6 protein-coding genes are annotated in these 19,057 nt (G+C 60.3%); 4 read left to right on the top strand and 2 right to left on the bottom strand.

The features are described from left to right. Positions 1–13 precede the first annotated feature (13 nt). Together DJ564_RS14260 and DJ564_RS14265 are read left to right on the top strand one after the other, a co-directional pair. Positions 14–11,782 carry a peroxidase family protein gene (locus DJ564_RS14260; RefSeq protein WP_109630358.1) on the top strand — a complete coding sequence of 3,923 codons (11,769 nt, stop codon included), beginning with the start codon at positions 14–16 and terminating at the stop codon, positions 11,780–11,782. A gap of 324 nt (positions 11,783–12,106) precedes the next feature. After that, the gene (locus DJ564_RS14265) at positions 12,107–13,387 is read left to right on the top strand and encodes a serine/threonine transporter (RefSeq protein ID WP_109630360.1); all 1,281 of its coding nucleotides are present in this window, start codon (positions 12,107–12,109) and stop codon (positions 13,385–13,387) included. 304 nt (positions 13,388–13,691) lie between these two features. On the opposite strand, the gene acnB is transcribed toward DJ564_RS14265, so the two are convergent. After that, positions 13,692–16,301 (bottom strand): bifunctional aconitate hydratase 2/2-methylisocitrate dehydratase, encoded by a 2,610-nt coding sequence (acnB, locus tag DJ564_RS14275; protein ID WP_109630363.1) that lies wholly within the window; start codon positions 16,299–16,301, stop codon positions 13,692–13,694. Positions 16,302–16,709: 408 nt separating this feature from the next. Between acnB and DJ564_RS14280 the strand changes: the two genes are divergently transcribed. After that, complete coding sequence (locus DJ564_RS14280; RefSeq protein ID WP_109630366.1) at positions 16,710–17,180, top strand: DUF1289 domain-containing protein; 471 nt, start codon at positions 16,710–16,712, stop codon at positions 17,178–17,180. Between the two features lie 158 nt (positions 17,181–17,338). Here DJ564_RS14280 and DJ564_RS14285 read toward each other — a convergent pair whose 3' ends face one another. Next, positions 17,339–18,202: a universal stress protein gene (locus DJ564_RS14285; protein ID WP_109630370.1), complete on the bottom strand. Its 864-nt coding sequence runs from the start codon at positions 18,200–18,202 to the stop codon at positions 17,339–17,341. 163 nt (positions 18,203–18,365) lie between these two features. Between DJ564_RS14285 and DJ564_RS14290 the strand changes: the two genes are divergently transcribed. Beyond that, entirely contained in the window at positions 18,366–18,974 is a 609-nt protein-coding gene (locus DJ564_RS14290) for a tRNA-(ms[2]io[6]A)-hydroxylase (protein WP_046032069.1), read from the top strand. Positions 18,975–19,057: the final 83 nt, after the last annotated feature.

Consider the following 19,057-nt stretch of genomic DNA (forward strand, 5'->3'; position numbering starts at 1 on the left):
GAGGGCAATCGAAATGGCCAATTTCAACAAGTCGGACCTGGAATTCATCCTCAAGCAAATCTTCATCGCAGAAGCGCATGCCAACGGAACCAGCCTTGGTGATTTATTACCCAACAGTCAGGTGCCATTCGGCCTGCGAACCGTCGATGGCAGCTTCAACAACCTGGTCGCCGGGCAAAGCGAGTTTGGCGCTGCGGACAATTCCTTCCTGCGCCTGCTTGATGCTTCGTATCGTGCGTCGTACGCCGGGACAGGGACGGTGGTCGACCCGCAGCCACGGATTATCAGTAACCTGATTAACGACCAGACCGCCAACAACCCGGCCGCGGTTGCGGCGAACGGCGGTGCCACCCCGATCATCAGTCCCGGTCTGGATGGCGTGTTCGGCACGGACGACGACAAGGAAGTGTTCTTTATCCCCAACGAGTCGCCGGACGTGGGTCTGACCGCCGGCTTCAACTCGTGGATGACTTTCTTCGGCCAGTTCTTCGACCATGGCCTCGACCTGGTCAGCAAGAGCAGTACCGACATCGTATTTATTCCGCTGATGCCGGACGATCCGTTGTTCACACCGGGCAGCCCGACCAATTTCATGGTGCTGTCACGAGCAGTGCGTACGGCCGGCGCGGACGGAATAGTCGGCACTTCCGATGATGGCCAGCCCAATACCACCTCGCCATTCGTAGACCAGAGCCAGACCTACAGCTCCCACCCATCGCATCAGGTGTTCCTGCGCGAGTACGTCCTGAACGCAGCAGGTGACCCTGTTGCAACGGGGCGCTTGATTACCAACCGCGATCTCGGCGCTGATGGCAAATTCGGCACGGCCGATGATGGCGACGGCGAAAGCGGCGGCATGGCGACCTGGGCAGTGGTAAAAGCCCAAGCCCGTGACATTCTCGGCATCAACCTGACCGACCTCGATGTGCACAACGTGCCGCTGCTGGCAACGGATGCCTATGGCAGCTTCATCCGGGGGCCGAACGGCATGCCTCAGGTGGTGATGCGCACCAGTAATGGTGCCGACGGTATTGCCGGGACGGCTGATGACGTCACGCAACTGGTCGAAGGCAACCGGGATGCTCCGATCAGTCTGGCAAGCGCCGTAAGCACCGGGCATGGTTTCCTCGACGACATCGCCCACAATGCCGCGCCGGTAGTCGTCGGAGGGGTTCTGCAGGCGGATGCCGACGCCGATGTCGGCAATGCGCAGCCCGTTGGTGCGGGCGGCAATAACCTGACCTATGACAACGAACTGCTCGACGCCCACTACATTGCCGGCGACGGCCGGGCGAACGAAAACATTGGCCTGACCGCCGTGCACCATGTGTTCCACTCCGAGCACAACCGCCTGGTCCAGCAGTCCAAGCAAACCATCCTGGCCGCCGGAGATCTGGCGTTTCTCAATGAGTGGCTGGTGGACGATGTCGCCGCAATGCCGACGACGCTCGCCGAAATCTCAGCCTTGGTGTGGGACGGTGAACGCCTGTTCCAGGCCGCCAAGTTTGGCACCGAGATGCAGTACCAGCACCTGGTGTTCGAGGAGTTCGGGCGTTCCATTCAGCCGCAGATCGATGCATTCCTTGCACCCAACGGGTATGACACCTCGATCAACCCGGCCATCCTCGCCGAGTTCGCCCACGTGGTGTATCGCTTCGGTCACTCGATGTTGACCGAGACCGTCGATCGTTTCGACCCTGAATTCAATCCGCTGCTCACTGACCCGAACAACCCGGACTCGCAAATGGGTTTGATCGCGGCCTTCCTCAACCCGCTGGCGTTCGCCGGCAGCGGGGCCACTGCTGACGAAGCGGCAGGGGCGATCATTCGCGGTGTGACCCGCCAGCTCGGCAACGAGATCGACGAGTTCGTCACCGAAGCGTTGCGCAACAACCTGCTCGGTCTGCCGCTCGATTTGCCGGCGCTGAACCTGGCGCGTGGTCGCGACACGGGCATCCCCACGCTGAATGAGGCGCGCCGTGAGTTCTACGCATCGACCGGCGACAGCCAACTCAAGCCGTATATCAGTTGGGCTGACCTGGCAGACAACCTCAAGCACCCCGAGTCGCTGGTTAACTTCATCGCCGCCTACGGCACGCATGACACGATTACCTCGGCGACCACGCTGGCCGACAAACGCGATGCAGCCTTGGCGCTGGTATTCGGTGGTCCGGGTGCACCGGCTGACCGCCTGGACTTCCTCAATGGCAGCGGTACCTGGGCCAACGTGACGAAGGCCGGCAAGGATGGGGTGCTGGGCACTGCAGATGACCTGACGGGTGTAACGATCACGGGTGTCGACGACATCGATTTCTGGGTCGGTGGCCTCGCCGAGCAGAAAATGCCGTTCGGCGGCATGCTCGGCTCTACGTTCAACTTCGTATTTGAAACCCAGATGGAAGCGTTGCAGGACGGCGATCGCTTCTACTACCTGTCACGCACCGCTGGCCTGAACTTCGGCACCGAGCTGGAAAACAACTCCTTTGCCAAGCTGATCATGCTCAACACCGATGTGACCCACCTGTCGAACACCGTGTTCTTGACGCCTACGTACACCCTGGAAGTGAATCAGGCCAATCAGTTCACCGGCCTTGGCGCCAACGGCGGCGCCGACCCGACTGGCGGCCTGATGATCAACGGCGTGGAAATCGTGCCACTGGTGATCCGAAACAATCCCGACACCGTTGGTGCGGACAGTAATTATCTGCAATACACCGGCGAAGACCATGTCGTCCTCGGCGGCACCGCCGGCAATGACATTCTCATCTCCGGTGACGGCGATGACACCCTTTACGGCGACGGCGGCAACGACCGTCTCGAAGGTGGCGCCGGGAACGATGCGGTACTGGGTGGCGCGGGCGATGACATCATTACTGACTCCTTCGGCGACAACCGTCTGGAAGGCAATGCCGGCAACGATGTAATCGTGGCCGGTAGCATGCTGGCTGGAGGTAACCTGATCCTGGGCGGCGATGGGCAGGACTTTATCGTCACCACAGAAGACATCAGCACCACTTTTGGCGGTCAGGGCGACGATTTCATCCTGGGTGCCAAGACCAACCTGCCAGCCACCGGCAACGAAGGCGATGACTGGATCGAAAAGGGCACCCAGGACGGTGCGCCTGGCGATAACGCCTCGCCCTTGCTCAACGATGATGTGATCGGCAACGACATCTTCATAGGGGGCGCTGGCTTCGACGAAATGATCGGCGAGGGTGGCGATGACATCTTTGTCGGCAGCGATGCCCAGGACAATATGGACGGCATGTCCGGTTTCGACTGGGTGACCCACAAAAATGACCGGATCGGCGTCACTGTTGATCTGACCATGGCCGCGCTGGCTCAGCCACACGGCAACGCGCCAAACCAGAACAACGGGCCGTTCAATCCAGTCGGCGCATCGCCGGCCTCGATCCTCGACCGGTTTGCCGAGGTCGAAGGCTTGTCCGGTTCGAAATTCGGCGATGTGCTCAAGGGCGATAATATCGATGCAGTCACTATCGTCGACCACGGTGGTACCACCGGCAGTGCGCTGACCAACGTGGCGTTGATCCGGGGGCTGGAGCAGCTTCTGGCGGATGCCGGTTTGCCGACCACCGGCTTTGCCACGGGTAACATCATCCTGGGTGGCGACGGCAGTGACCTGATCGAAGGACGCGGGGGTGATGACCTGATCGACGGCGACAAATGGCTCAACGTCAGGATTGCGGTTTATGACGCCGGCGATGTCAATCATACCGGTCCGGAGATCGCCAGTTTCGACAGCATGGTCGACATGATCCCTTTCATGCTGGACGGTACCTATAACCCGGGCCAGCTCAAGGCAGTGCGGGAAATCCTGCCCGGTACCTCGACGGGCGGGGCGGCTTTCGATACCGCCTTTTTCTCCGGCGTCCAGTCCGAGTATGTGGTGACACGGGACGACCGCGGCACGGCCAGCCTGGCGGACGATGTCTGGACGGTGGCCGATACCGTGGCGGGTCGCGACGGCGTCGATACCCTGTTGCATATCGAGCGCCTGCAGTTCGCCGATACCCAGCAAGTGCTGGTGCCGGGGCTTAATGCGCAACCCGTTGGCAGACCGACCATTGCCGATGGAAACGGCGGGGCGATTACGGTGGGCGACATGCTGACCGTCAGTGTGGCCGGGGTGACCGATGCCAACAACGTCGGGGGTACTCTGAACAATTCTTCGGTGTCCTACTATTGGCAGTTCGAGGCCGATCCAGGCACTGGCGTGTTCGAGGACATCATCCTGCTACCTGCCGGTGACCTGGCGTTCCAGAGTGCCGACGGCACCTCGTTCAAGGTCTCTCCAGATCTCGCCGGGTTGTCGTTGCGGGTCAAGGCGATCTACCAGGATGGTCATGGCACGACAGAAGTGGTGTTCTCGCAACCGACTGCCGTGGTCGCTCCCGGCGCCCCGGTTGTGCCGGTGGCGCAGGCACCTGTCGTCGATGCGACCGCGGGCGGCGAGGGCCTCAACATGGTCCGCTCCGACCTCAACTTCATTCTTGATCAGATCAAGATTGCCGAGGCTGATGCGGCCGGTCAGGACATGCTCTCATTGATCCCGAATATCCGCGCACCCTTGGGCTTGCGTGCGGTCGATGGATCGAACAACAACCTGTTGAACCTCAATGGCATCAACAACACCCAGTATGGTGCTGCCGATAACGTCTTTCCGCGGCTGACCGATCCGGTGTTCAATCCGGCCGAAGGTGCTCCTGCCGGATTCTTTGGCCCCGGCTCGCCGGCCATCCCGGGATCGTCCTATCAGCAAACCAGCGGGGCTGTGTTTGACTCGCAGCCGCGCACCATCAGTAATCTGATCGTCGACCAGACGTCGAACAACCCGGCGGCCTATGCCACGGCGTACGACGCGGGGGCGGACGGTGTGCTCAATTACGGCGTGCCGGACAATGATGACGTGCTCAAGGAGGGTGTGCGGATCGTCGCCAGCCCCGGCATGGATGGCCAGTTCGGTACGGGCGACGACCACGATGTTTACCTGTTCGAGAACACCACCGCGGATGCGGGATTGTCCGCGCCGTTCAATGCCTGGATGACTTTCTTCGGGCAGTTCTTCGACCATGGTCTGGACCTGCTTACCAAGGGCGGTTCGGGCACCGTCTACATTCCGCTGCAACCGGATGATCCGCTGTATGTACCCGGCGGCCACACCAACTTTATGGTGCTGACCCGCGCGACCAACCAGCCAGGGGCGGATGGCGTGCTCGGCACGGCCGACGATGTCCGTGAGCACACCAACACCACCACACCGTTCGTGGACCAGAACCAGACCTACAGCTCGCACCCCTCGCATCAGGTTTTCCTGCGCGGTTATGAGCTGACTGACAATGGCCCCATCGCGACCGGCCGACTGATCACTAACCGTGACCTGGGGGCGGACGGCAAGTTCGGGACTTCAGACGACACCGAAATCGGTGGCATGGCCACCTGGAAGGTGGTCAAGGCGCAGGCCAATGACATTCTGGGTATCCGCCTCACCGATGCCGATGTCGATAACTCTCCGTTGTTGGCAACCGACGCCTATGGCAACTTCATCAAGGGGCCAAACGGCTTCCCGATGGTTGTGATGAAAGGGGCTGACGGTCTTGGCGGCACGGCGGATGACGTTCTGGTCGAAGGCAATCCGCTTGCTCCCGTCGACCTGACCAATGCGGTGCGCACCGGTCACCAGTTCCTCGCCGACATTGCCCACAATGCAGCGCCGGTGTTCAGCGGTGGCGTGCTCGTGCCTGATGCGGATTCCAACATCGGCAACGCAGTGCCGGTCAATCCGCAGACCGGGGCTAACCTGGCCTACGACAACGAGTTGCTGGATGCTCACTACATCGCCGGCGACGGCCGGGTCAACGAGAACATCGGTCTGACCGCCGTGCATGCGATCTTCCACGCCGAGCACAACCGGCTGGTTGCGCAGACGATGGACACCGTCCTCGATTCGGCTGACCTGACCTTCCTCAACGAGTGGCTGCTGGCTCCGGTGAGCGCGTTGCCCGTCAACCAGGCCGAGATCGATGCGCTGGTGTGGAATGGCGAGCGCTTGTTCCAGGCGGCCAAATTCGGCACCGAGATGCAGTATCAGCACCTGGTGTTCGAGGAGTTTGCACGGACCATTCAGCCCCGAGTTGACCTGTTCTTTGCACCGACCCAGGTCTATGACGTCGACCTCGATGCCTCGATCGTCGCCGAGTTCGCCCACACCGTTTACCGGTTTGGCCACTCGATGCTGACCGAAACCGTCGATCGCTACGATGTCGATTTCAACGTGGTGGGCGATCCGAACAGCGCTGATCCCGATCAGCAACTTGGCTTGATCGCGGCGTTCCTCAACCCGTTGGCGTACGCCGCCAGTGGCGTGACGCCTGAGGATGCGACCAGTGCGATCATCCGTGGGGTGACTCGGCAAGCCGGTAACGAAATCGACGAGTTCGTGACCGAGGCGCTGCGCAATAACCTGCTCGGCCTGCCGCTCGACCTGCCGGCGATCAACATCGCCCGTGGCCGCGACGTGGGGATTCCCTCACTCAACGAGATCCGCCGCGACATCTACAGCCAGACCGGTGATACCCAACTCAAGCCTTACACCAGCTGGGTCGACCTGGTCCAACACCTCAAACATCCGGAGTCGTTGATCAACTTCATCGCCGCCTATGGCACGCATGACACGATCACGGCCGCGACCACCCTGGAAGCCAAACGCGCTGCTGCCATGGCGCTGGTATTTGGCGGTACGGATGCGCCGGCTGACCGCATGGACTTCCTCAACAGTACTGGCACTTGGGCCAACGTGACGCGTGCCGGCAAGGACGGGTTGCTGGGGACTGCCGACGATCTGAAGGGTGTGACCGTTACGGGCGTCGATGCCATCGACCTCTGGATCGGTGGCCTGGCCGAAGAGAAAACGCCGTTCGGCGGCATGCTCGGCTCGACCTTCAACTTCGTGTTCGAGAACCAGATGGAAAAACTGCAGGACGGCGACCGCTTCTATTATCTGGAGCGTACCTCCGGCCTGTCGATGAATGCCGAGCTGGAAAGCAACTCGTTTGCCAAGCTGATCATGGCCAACACCTCGGCCACGCACTTGCCAGGCCTGGTGTTCTCGGACCCGGGGTTCTATCTGGAAAGGGACCAGAGCAAGCAGTTCAACGATGGCCTGGGCAACGCCGATCCACTGGGCGAGAACGGCGAGCAGGTGGTCTTCCGCGACAACCCGCTGACCGCGGGGCCGGACACCAACTACATCAGGTACACCGGTGATCAGCACATCGTACTGGGTGGCACCAACAACGCAGACATCCTCATCGCCAGTGAAGGCGATGACACGGTCTGGGGTGACGGCGGCAACGATCGCATCGAAGGGGGTGACGGTAATGACCAACTGCGCGGTGGTGCCGGCGACGACATCATCAGCGACCGCGGTGGCGACGATAACATTCAGGGTGGCGACGGCAACGACGTGCTGCACGGTGGCAACGGCGTCAACCTGATCATTGGCGGTTTTGGTAATGACTTCATCGTCACCGGCGAGGACGCGTCCGAGGCCATTGGTGGCCAGGGCAACGACTTCATCCTGGGCAGCAAAGCCAACGAACAGGACATGGGTAACGAAGGCGACGACTGGATCGAGAAGGGCACCTCGGACGGTGCACCTGGCGACAACTTCGACCCGCTCGGCAACGACCCTGTCATCGGCCACGATGTGTTCATCGGCGCCAGCGAAAACGACAAGTTCAACGGTGAGGGCGGCGACGACATCATGGTTGGCAGTCTCGGCTTTGGTGACCGCTATATCGGTGGTTCCGGCTATGACTGGGCGACTTTCAAGGACCTTGCCCAAGGCGTGTCCATCGATTTCACCGACCGCTTTTTCGATGTACCTCCGGTGCCGGGATCGGGTGCCTCGGCGCTCGTGCGTTTCGACATCATGGAGGGTCTGTCGGGGTCGGCGCACGGTGACTTCCTGCGCGGTAATAGCGAAGACGCAACCTCGCTACCCACCGCCGGCGCGACCGGCAGTGTGTTGACCAACATCAACCTGATCGACGGCCTGGCTGATCTGTTGCCCGCCGGAGCGACATTCTTCGACGGCGGCAACATCATCCTCGGTGGCAGCGGCAGCGACCTTATCGAAGGTCGCGGTGGTGACGACATCATCGATGGTGACAAGTGGTTGAACGTACGCATCAGCGTACGGGCAAACATTGATGGCACTGGCCCGGAAATCGCCACGTTCGACAGCATGGAACCGATGGTGCCGCTGATGCTCAACGGTACTTACAACCCGGGCCAGTTGGTCATCGTGCGGGAGATTCTGACCGGCAATGATCGCTACGACACTGCGGTGTTCTCTGGTAATTCCTCGGAATACCTTGTCGAAGTCCAGGGCGACACCGTTATTGTGACCGACCTGGTGGCGGGGCGTGATGGCGTCGATCGACTGACGGGCATCGAGCGTCTGCAGTTCTCTGACCTGGCGCAAGAGTCCGGAGTGGGCACCGCCTTGAACGAAGGCCCATCGGGTCATCTGGCGATCCTCGACGATGCTACCGGTCTGCGTGACGACACGCCGGTCGCCGGCCAGTTGCTGCGCGTCAGCAATCGGGCGGTACACGACGCGGACAACCAAACCCTGGCCAATCCGACCGGCGCAGTGACCGGTGCGGTGGCTTACTACTGGCAGGTCGAAAACATTCCTGGCACGGGCATCTATGAAGACATCACCGTGGTTGCTGCCGGCGAAGCTACGCGAGCAACCGGCACCACCTACCGGGTGGCGGATGATATAGCGGGCCTGAACATCCGCGTCAGGGCGGTGTATCAGGATACCAAGGGCACACTGGAGATCATCGACTCTTCGGGGAACAGCACGCCGACCGTAGGGCCGACCGTCAACGGGCTTTTGGTGCAAAACCAACTGTTGACCGCTGACCCGTCGAGCATCATTGACCTTGATGGCCTCAGCAATCCGCAGTTCACCTACCAATGGCAGGCGACCAATGGAGTCAGCTTCGTCGACATCGCCGGCGCCACCGGGAGCACGTTCACGCTTGGCCAGGACCAGGTCGGCGATCAAGTGCGCGTGGTGGTCAGTTACGTGGATGACTTCGGTGTGGCCGAAAGCGTGGCGTCCGACCCTTCGGACCCGGTGGCCAACGTCAATGACGCACCGACAGGCGCGTTGCTGATCAGCGACACGACGCCTGAACAAGGCCAGGAGCTGACCGCGCTGACGGCCGGGATTGCCGATGCGGATGGGTTGGGCACCTTCAGCTTCCAATGGCAGCAAGGTATCGGCACTTCCTTCACCAACATCACCGGAGCGACCGCTGCGACGTTCACCCCGGGTCTGTTGCAGAGCAATCTGCAACTGCGGGTGATCGTGCGTTATACCGATGGCTTCGGCACGCTGGAGACGGTGACCTCTGCGGCAACCGCAGCCGTTACGCTACCGCCTGGCGTGGTGCTAGTGGGTACCGCTTTGGCCGACACCCTCACCGGTGGCGCGGGTGCCGATGTGCTGCTTGGCCTGGGCGGGAACGATACGCTCAATGGTCTGGCCGGCATTGACCAGTTGTTTGGCGGCACTGGCAACGACATTCTCAACGGCGGAGACGGCAACGACGTCCTCAATGGCGAGGACGGCAACGACACCCTCAACGGTGGGCTCGGCGCGGATGCCATGAACGGCGGTGCCGGCAACGACACCTTTGTGGTGGACAACGTCGGTGACACCGTCATCGAGGCACTGAATGGCGGTACCGATCTGGTGCAAACCAGCCTGGCCAGCTATGTGCTCGGCGCCAACGTCGAAAACCTGACCTATACCGGTGCCGGTAACTTCACTGGTACCGGTAATGCGCTGGCCAACACCCTCACTGGTGGGGTCGGTAACGACGCCCTCAATGGCGGGGACGGCAACGACATCCTCAACGGCGGGCTCGGCGCAGATGCCATGAACGGTGGTGCCGGCAACGACACCTTTGTGGTCGACAACGTCGGTGACAGCGTCATCGAGGCACTGGGCGGTGGTACCGATCTGGTGCAAACCAGTCTGGCCAGCTACGTGCTCGGCGCCAACGTCGAAAACCTGACCTATACCGGAGCCGGTAACTTCACCGGTACCGGTAACGCGCTGGCCAACACTATCACCGGCGGGGTCGGTAACGACGCCCTCAGTGGCGGGGACGGCAACGATATCCTCAACGGTGGGCTCGGCGCGGATGCCATGAACGGTGGTACCGGCAACGACACCTTTGTGGTCGACAATGTGGGTGACACTGTTGTCGAGGCGCTGGGTGGCGGTGCCGATCTGGTGCAAACCAGTCTGGCCAACTACGTACTGGCTGCCAACGTCGAGAACCTGACCTTTACTGGAGCCGGTAACTTCACCGGTACCGGTAATGCGCTGGCCAACACCCTCACGGGCGGTGCCGGTAACGACGTGCTTAATGGCGGTGCGGGTGCAGACCAGATGGTTGGGGGAACCGGCAACGATACCTACGTCGTCGATGTTGCAGCGGACGTGGTGGTTGAATTGGCGGGTGGCGGTACGGATACCGTGCAGACGTCGCTGGCCAGTTACACGCTGGGTGCCAACCTCGAAAACCTGACCTTTACCGGAGCCGGAAACTTCACCGGTACCGGTAACGCGCTGGCCAACACCCTCACCGGCGGTGCAGGTAATGACACCCTCAATGGTGATAGCGGCAACGACACGCTCAACGGTGGGCTCGGCGCGGATGTCATGAACGGCGGTGTCGGCAACGACACCTTTGTGGTCGACAACGTCGGTGATACCGTCAACGAGGCGCTGGGCGGTGGTACCGATCTGGTGCAAACCAGTCTGGCCGCCTACTTGCTGGGTGCCAACGTCGAGAACCTGGCCTTCACCGGAGCCGGCAACTTCACCGGCACCGGTAATGCGCTGGCCAACACCCTGACCGGCGGGGTCGGGAACGACGTCCTCAATGGCGGCGCGGGCGCTGACCGGTTGGTTGGGGGCGCCGGCAACGATACCTACATCGTCGATACAACCGCAGACGCGGTGGTAGAAGTGGCGGGTGGTGGTACGGATACCGTGCAGGCGTCGCAGGCCAGCTACACGCTCAGCGCCAACGTCGAGAACCTGACCTACACCGGCGTCGGCAACTTCGTTGGCAACGGCAACGTGTCGGACAACGTCATCACCGCCGGGGCAGGTAATGACACCCTCAATGGTGGCAGCGGCGACGACATCCTCACCGGCAACGGTGGTAACGACACGCTCAATGGTGACCTCGGCAACGACACGCTGCTCGGCGGGCTGGGTGACGACCGCCTGGATGGCAGTACCGGCAACGATCTGCTCCAGGGTGGCGATGGCAACGACACGCTGCTCGGCGGTATCGGTAACGACACGTTGTTGGGTGGCAACGGCAATGACTTGATCGATGGCGGTGCTGGCAACGATACGGTCACGGGTGGTGCCGGCAACGACCTCATGGATGCCGGCAATGGGAACGATATCTTCCTGTTCGCAGCGGGCTTCGGGGCCGATCAGATCTTCAACTTCGATGCCAACGCGGCGGGAGGCCAGGACCTGCTCGATATTTCCTCGTTCGGCGTCACAGCTGCGACCTTTGCCGCCACCGTCATCATCACCGATGTCGGTGCGGATACCTTGATCAGCTCCGCAGGCGCTGAGTCCATCCGCCTGATAGGGGTGGCCGACGCAACGACAGTCACTGCTTCGGACTTCATTTTGGCTACTTGAGGTTCTAATCGGTATTGCTGCAGGGAGCGTGTACAGAGGAGGGAGGGCAATGGATGCCCTCCCTTTTTTTATCATCTGTGAAGCACTCCAGTAGCCGTTCAACCAGCGTGAAACAAGTCCAGATAATGTTGAAAACCTATGGAAACGTCTATTGGAGGGGGCGCCAGAAAATCTGATCCGCACAACCACTCCTCAGCTAAGTCTTTGCTTCCGTTCATTAATCCCGGACAATCGCGCCCCTGTTTCGGCCAGGGCGCTGCCCGTCGGATTTTCCGACTCGTCCTGACCGGGTAGCAAATGACCGGAATGCGGAGATCCCACCGGATGAATGATCAGGCCAATAGCGTCGACGAACGCTATGTAGCGGCGGCACCAGCGACTCTCACTAGCTGGAATCGCCATGACACCACCTGGATGCTGGGCCTGTTTGGCACGGCCATCGGGGCCGGTACCCTGTTTTTGCCAATCAATGCGGGGCTGGGCGGTTTCTGGCCGTTGCTGATCCTGGCGGTGCTGGCGTTCCCCATGACCTTTTACGCACACCGTGGCCTGACCCGCTTTGTGTTGTCCGGCCGCGAAGGCGCGGACATCACCGAAGTGGTGGAAGAGCACTTCGGCATCAAGGCCGGTGCGTTGATCACCTTGCTGTACTTCTTCGCGATCTTCCCGATCCTGCTGATCTACAGCGTGGCCCTGACCAATACCGTGGGCAGTTTCCTCGAGCATCAACTGCACATCATGCCGCCACCGCGCGCCGTGCTGTCACTGGTGCTGATCCTCGGCCTGCTGGCGGTGGTGCGTTGCGGCGAGCAGGTGATCGTCAAGGCCATGAGCCTGATGGTCTATCCGTTCATCGTGGCGCTGCTGTTCCTCGCGGTGTTCCTGATCCCGCACTGGAACGGCGGCATCCTGGCCACGGCGTCAACCCTGCCTGAGCCGTCGGCGCTGCTGCACACGCTGTGGCTGGCGATTCCGGTGATGGTGTTCTCGTTCAACCATTCGCCGATCATCTCGGCGTTCGCAGTGGACCAGAAGCGTCGCTACGGCGAACACGCTGAAGAACGCAGCTCGCAGATCCTGTCCCGCGCCCACGCCTTGATGGTGGTGATGGTGCTGTTCTTCGTCTTTAGCTGCGTGCTGACCTTGTCTCCAGCGCAACTGGCCGAAGCCAAGGCGCAGAACCTGTCGATCCTGTCGTACCTGGCCAACCACTTTAGCAACCCGACCATCGCCTTCGCAGCACCGTTGATTGCCTTTGTGGCGATTTCCAAGTCGTTCCTGGGCCACTACATCGGCGCCAGTGAAGGGCTCAAAGGCCTGATCGTCAAAAGCGGTAAACGCCCGGCGCCGAAAACGCTGGACCGTATGACCGCCGCGTTCATGCTGGTGGTGTGCTGGATTGTCGCGACCCTGAACCCAAGCATTCTCGGCATGATCGAAACCCTCGGCGGTCCGGTCATCGCGGCGATCCTGTTCCTGATGCCGATGTACGCGATCCGCAAAGTGCCGGCAATGGCGCGTTATCGCGGTCAGGCGTCCAACGTCTTCGTGACGGCGGTGGGTTTGGTGGCTATCTCCGCGTTGATTTATTCGCTGAGTGCCTGATCAGTGCAGCTCGTTTGATTTGATTTGCTGGAATGAATGACGGCTGATCCGCTTTGCGGGTTGGCCGTTTTTTTGGGGGGTGAGTGTCGGTTCTTGCAGATGTACCCGGAACCCCTGTGGGAGCTAGCCTGCTAGCGATGGACACCCAGACACCGCGTTCAGTCAGACCACACGCGTAATCGTTGACGTCCATCGCTAGCAGGCTAGCTCCCACAGGGAGAATGCGTGCGCTTACACAAAAAACCAGGCATAAAAAAACGCCGCTCATCTCACGATGGGCGGCGTTTGTTATTGCGTTGCGGCGTTAGGCTTGAACGACCGGGATGTTGGCGTTCGCAGCAGCTTCACGGAACTCGGCGATCTGGTCGAAGGACAGGTAGCGGTAAACATCAGCCGCCATGCTGTCGATCTTGCCAGCGTATTCCATGTACTCCTCGACGGTCGGCAGGCGACCCAGGATGGAAGCAACAGACGCCAGCTCGGCCGAAGCCAGGTAGACGTTCGCGCCGTCACCCAGGCGGTTCGGGAAGTTACGGGTCGACGTCGACACCACGGTGGAGTTCGGCTCTACACGTGCCTGGTTACCCATGCACAGCGAGCAGCCTGGCATTTCCATGCGTGCGCCGGCCTTGCCGTAGATACCGTAGTAGCCTTCTTCGGTCAGCTGGTGAGCGTCCATTTTGGTCGGCGGCGACAGCCACAGACGGGTTGGAAGCTGACCCTTGACCTGATCCAGCAACTTGCCGGCAGCGCGGAAGTGACCGATGTTGGTCATGCACGAACCGATGAACACTTCGTCGATCTTCTCGCCAGCAACGCTGGACAGCAGACGGGCGTCATCCGGATCGTTTGGCGCGCAGAGCACAGGCTCTTTGATGTCAGCCAGGTCGATTTCGATGATTTCAGCGTATTCGGCGTCAGCATCGGCAACCATCAGCTCAGGGTTGGCAACCCAGGCTTCCATCGCTTGGGCGCGACGTTCCAGGGTACGCGCATCGCCGTAGCCTTCGCCGATCATCCAGCGCAGCAGGGTGATGTTGGAGTTCAGGTACTCGGTGATCGATTCTTTCGACAGCTTGATGGTGCAACCGGCAGCCGAACGTTCAGCCGATGCGTCGGACAGCTCGAAAGCTTGTTCGATGCTCAGGTTGTCCAGGCCTTCGATTTCCAGGATGCGGCCGGAGAAGGCGTTCTTCTTGCCTTTCTTCTCAACGGTCAACAGGCCAGCCTGAATCGCGAAGTAAGGAATGGCGTGAACCAGGTCACGCAGGGTGACGCCCGGTTGCATTTTGCCTTTGAAGCGCACAAGGATCGATTCCGGCATGTCCAGCGGCATAACGCCAGTGGCGGCGGCGAACGCTACCAGGCCAGAACCGGCCGGGAACGAAATGCCCATCGGGAAACGGGTGTGCGAGTCACCACCGGTGCCGACGGTGTCCGGCAGCAGCATACGGTTCAGCCAGCTGTGGATGATGCCGTCGCCCGGACGCAGGGAAACGCCGCCGCGGGTCATGATGAAGTCTGGCAGGGTGTGGTGGGTGGTCACGTCGATCGGCTTAGGGTAAGCCGCGGTGTGGCAGAAGGACTGCATCACCAGATCGGTCGAGAAGCCCAGGCACGCCAGGTCTTTCAGTTCGTCACGGGTCATAGGACCGGTGGTGTCCTGAGAGCCGACGGTGGTCATTTTCGGTTCGCAGTAGGTGCCAGGACGAACGCCTTTGCCTTCTGGCAGACCGCACGCCTTGCCAACCATTTTCTGTGCCAGGGTGAAGCCTTTGCCGGTGTCGACAGGTGCTTCAGGCAGCTTGAACAGGTCGGTAGGGCCCAAGCCCAGTTCGGCACGGGCCTTGTCGGTCAGGCCGCGACCGATGATCAACGGGATACGGCCGCCGGCACGTACTTCGTCCAACAGTACCGGAGTCTTCATTTCGAAGGTGGTCAGGACTTCGTCAGTGCCGTGTCTGCAGACTTTGCCAGCATGCGGATACAGGTCGATCACGTCGCCCATGTTCATGTTGGTAACGTCGAATTCGATTGGCAGTGCGCCGGCATCTTCCATGGTGTTGTAGAAGATCGGAGCGATCTTGCTGCCGAAGCAGAAACCGCCGGCACGCTTGTTCGGTACGAACGGAACGTCGTCGCCGAAGAACCACAGCACCGAGTTGGTGGCGGATTTACGCGAAGAACCGGTACCGACCACGTCACCGACGTAGGCGATAGGGAAGCCTTGACCGCGCATTTCTTCAATCTGCTTCATCGGACCGGTGACGCCCTGGACGTCAGGCACGATGCCTTCACGAGCCATTTTCAACATGGCGAGGGCGTGCAGCGGGATGTCCGGGCGGGACCAGGCGTCCGGAGCAGGGGACAGGTCGTCGGTGTTGGTTTCGCCGGTGACCTTGAACACGCGCAGGCTGATCTTGTCGGCCAGCACAGGGCGGTTTTTGAACCACTCGCCGTCAGCCCAGGATTGCAGCACGCCTTTAGCGTGAACGTTACCGTTCTTGGCTTTTTCAGCAACATCGTGGAACGCGTCGAACATCAGCAGGGTGTGCTTGAGTTCTTCGGCAGCGACTGGCGCCAGTTCGGCGTCGTCCAGCAGATTGACCAGGGTCACGATGTTGTAGCCGCCTTGCATGGTGCCAAGCAGTTCAACAGCGCGTTTCTTGTCGATCAGAGGGGATTTTGCTTCGCCTTTGGCGAGTGCAGACAGGAAACCGGCCTTTACATAGGCTGCTTCGTCCACACCTGGCGGAATGCGATTGGTGATCAGGTCAACGAGGAAAGCTTCTTCGCCAGCCGGGGGATTCTTCAGCAGCTCGACCAGGCCTGCAGTTTGTTCGGCGTTTAGCGGCTGGGGAACGATACCCAGTGCTGCACGCTCTTCGATATGTTTGCGGTAGGCTTCAAGCACAGTTATTACCCTCATCAGTGGTCCCAAATGGGTGTCCGGGACGCTCATCCCGAAATTGCCGTACTCATGCGCTGCGTGGCGTTGTGGGCCACTTAGCCAGAATTACCGACAATTCCTTACAGAAGCTGCTTTCAAAGTTTTACGCCTGCAGAACGGGGAGCTGATGAGGGTTGGCGTAGCGCTTTTCCCCGCTGGAAAAACCCTTCGCCAACTCCGCTCTGAAGGAACGACTGTGCTCGTGACGCTTTGAAAACAGCTTCTAACGGACATTGGCGCCTTAAAAGGCTGGCTGATTCTACGGCAAAAAAAAATTAAAGGTAAGTTAGCCCCTCAAGATTGAGGGGTGATCAATGTTAGACAAAGGGCTAACATGCCGGCCTGTTCTGCTTTCCCGTGTTTTGCCTACCTATGCCCAATCAGACCATCAAGACCCCCTGCGTCGGCCTCTGTTCCACTGTTTACGGTGATCTGGTGTGCCGTGGTTGCAAGCGTTTCCACCATGAAGTGATCAACTGGAATGGTTACAACGAGGAGGAGAAGCGCGCGGTGTGGCTGCGTCTTGAGCAGCTGCTATCCCAGGTGATGGCCAGCAAACTGGAAGTTTTCGACCCCCAGCGCCTGCGCCTGCAGCTGGAGCAGCGCAAGATTCGCTTTGTGCCGCATCAGTCGGAATATTGCTGGGCGTATCAGCTGATTGCCCGGGGGGCGCGGGTGATCAACAACCTGGAAGCCTACGGGATGGTGCTGATGCCGGAGTTTCGCGACTGGAACCTGCCGGAACTGCGCGATGCCATTGATCGGGAATTCTTTTTGCTGTCGGAGGCGCATTACCAGCGCTACATCGCCCCCGGTTTCCTCCGGGATGCGTTCGGCGGCTGAACACATAACCTGTGGTGAGGGGATTTATCCCCGTTGGGTTGCGAAGCAACCCCAAAATCAGGCACCCGGATGGATCAGACATACCGTGTGCGTCGGTTTTGCGGCGACTGCATCGCCGAACGGGGATAAATCCCCTCGCCACAGGGGCACCGCCTGTCTCAATGCTGAGTCACAATCTCCTCCAGATGGTCCATGATCGTATCCGGCTTCAGCACCAGCACATCGCTCTCCACCGCATCCAGCACCACCTCCGCCGTATTCCCGATCAACGCTCCGGACAACCCTGACCGCGCGACCGTCCCAATCACCGTCACCGCCGCCTGAAGCTTGTGGACCATGTACGGAATCAACACATCCGCCGGACCTTCCTCGATGTGCAGGTGTTCGTCGTCGATATCAAACTCGGCCTGGAACGATTTGCACTGTTCGCGATAACGCGCCTCGATGGTTTCGCTGAGCTGTAACGTCGGGTCCGCCGCCGACAGCATCGGTGACGGATGGGCGCTGACCACATGCAGATGGGCCTTGGCCAGGCTGGCGATGTCGTAACCGTGATCGACGATGGTGGCGTGCAAGGTGCGGTGCTCGCCATCGGTATTGCCGACATCAATGGCCGCCAGAATCACGCCGCCGGTCCACGGTTTCGAGGTTTTCACCAGCAGCACCGGGGTCGGGCAATAACGCAGCAATTTCCAGTCCGCCGGGGTCAGCAGGGCTTTTTTCAGCGGGCTGTCGGGGTAGTGCTGTTTGACCACCAGTCCGCAGCCTTCCGCCTGCTGCACATCGACGATGGTTTCGTGCAGGCTCTCATTCCAGGCCTGCTCGGTGGTGACGCTATAACCGTCCTCGATCAAGGCTGCCTTGAGCACGCCCAGCATGCCGCTATGGTCATGCTTGCGATCGCACACCAGCAAGTGCAGATGCGCCTGGGTCACGCCGGCAATCAGTTTGGCCCGTTTGAGCGCCAGGCTTTCCGAGTGTTCGGGTTCGATGACCACCAGGATGCTGCGAATGGCTTGCATGATCGGGATCTCCAGGAAGGTAAAAAAATACTGCGTTGGACAACTATAGTTCTTCGCCGCCAAACCGGTACTTGATGCATATCAACGGTGGCGACTGGTGGTCTTGCGGCAGGCCGGTATAATCGGCGCCCTTCGATTTATACCTTTTTATTCCGTGAGCCCCATGATCCTTCCCGAAATTCACGAGTTCCTCGGCTGCCGCACCCCCGATGGCTGGGTCCAGGCCGCGCTTGCCGATCAGGAAACCCTGCTGATCGACCACAAGAACTGTGAGTTCAAGGCGGCCAGCACGGCGTTGAGCCTGATCGCCAAGTATCACTCCCACGTCGACCTGATCAACCTGATGTCGCGCCTGGCCCGGGAAGAGCTGGTGCACCACGAGCAGGTCATGCGCCTGATGAAAAAGCGCAAGATCGAGTTGCGTCAACTGTCCGCCGGGCGTTACGCCTCGGGCCTGCGCAAAGTGGTGCGCAGCCACGAGCCGGTCAAACTGGTGGACACGCTGGTGGTTGGCGCTTTCATCGAGGCCCGCAGTTGTGAGCGTTTCGAGGCGCTGGTGCCGCATCTGGACGAAGAACTGGGCAAGTTCTATTTCGGCTTGTTGAAAAGCGAAGCGCGGCATTTCCAGGGTTATCTGAAACTGGCTTACCAGTACGGTGATGCCAAGGACATTGCCCAGGTGATCGACAAGGTCCGCGCTGCCGAGCAGGAACTGATCGAGTCACCGGACGTGGAGTTTCGCTTTCACAGTGGTGTCCCGGCCGCAGCGTAGTTATAAGATCTTACAAACTGTTAAAAACTCTTAAGAGTATGAAACATCGCCAAAAACCGGCCCTTGAGGCCGGTTTTTGCTGC

Origin of the sequence: Pseudomonas sp. 31-12 (assembly GCF_003151075.1) — a bacterium.
Classification (GTDB): Bacteria; Pseudomonadota; Gammaproteobacteria; order Pseudomonadales; family Pseudomonadaceae; genus Aquipseudomonas.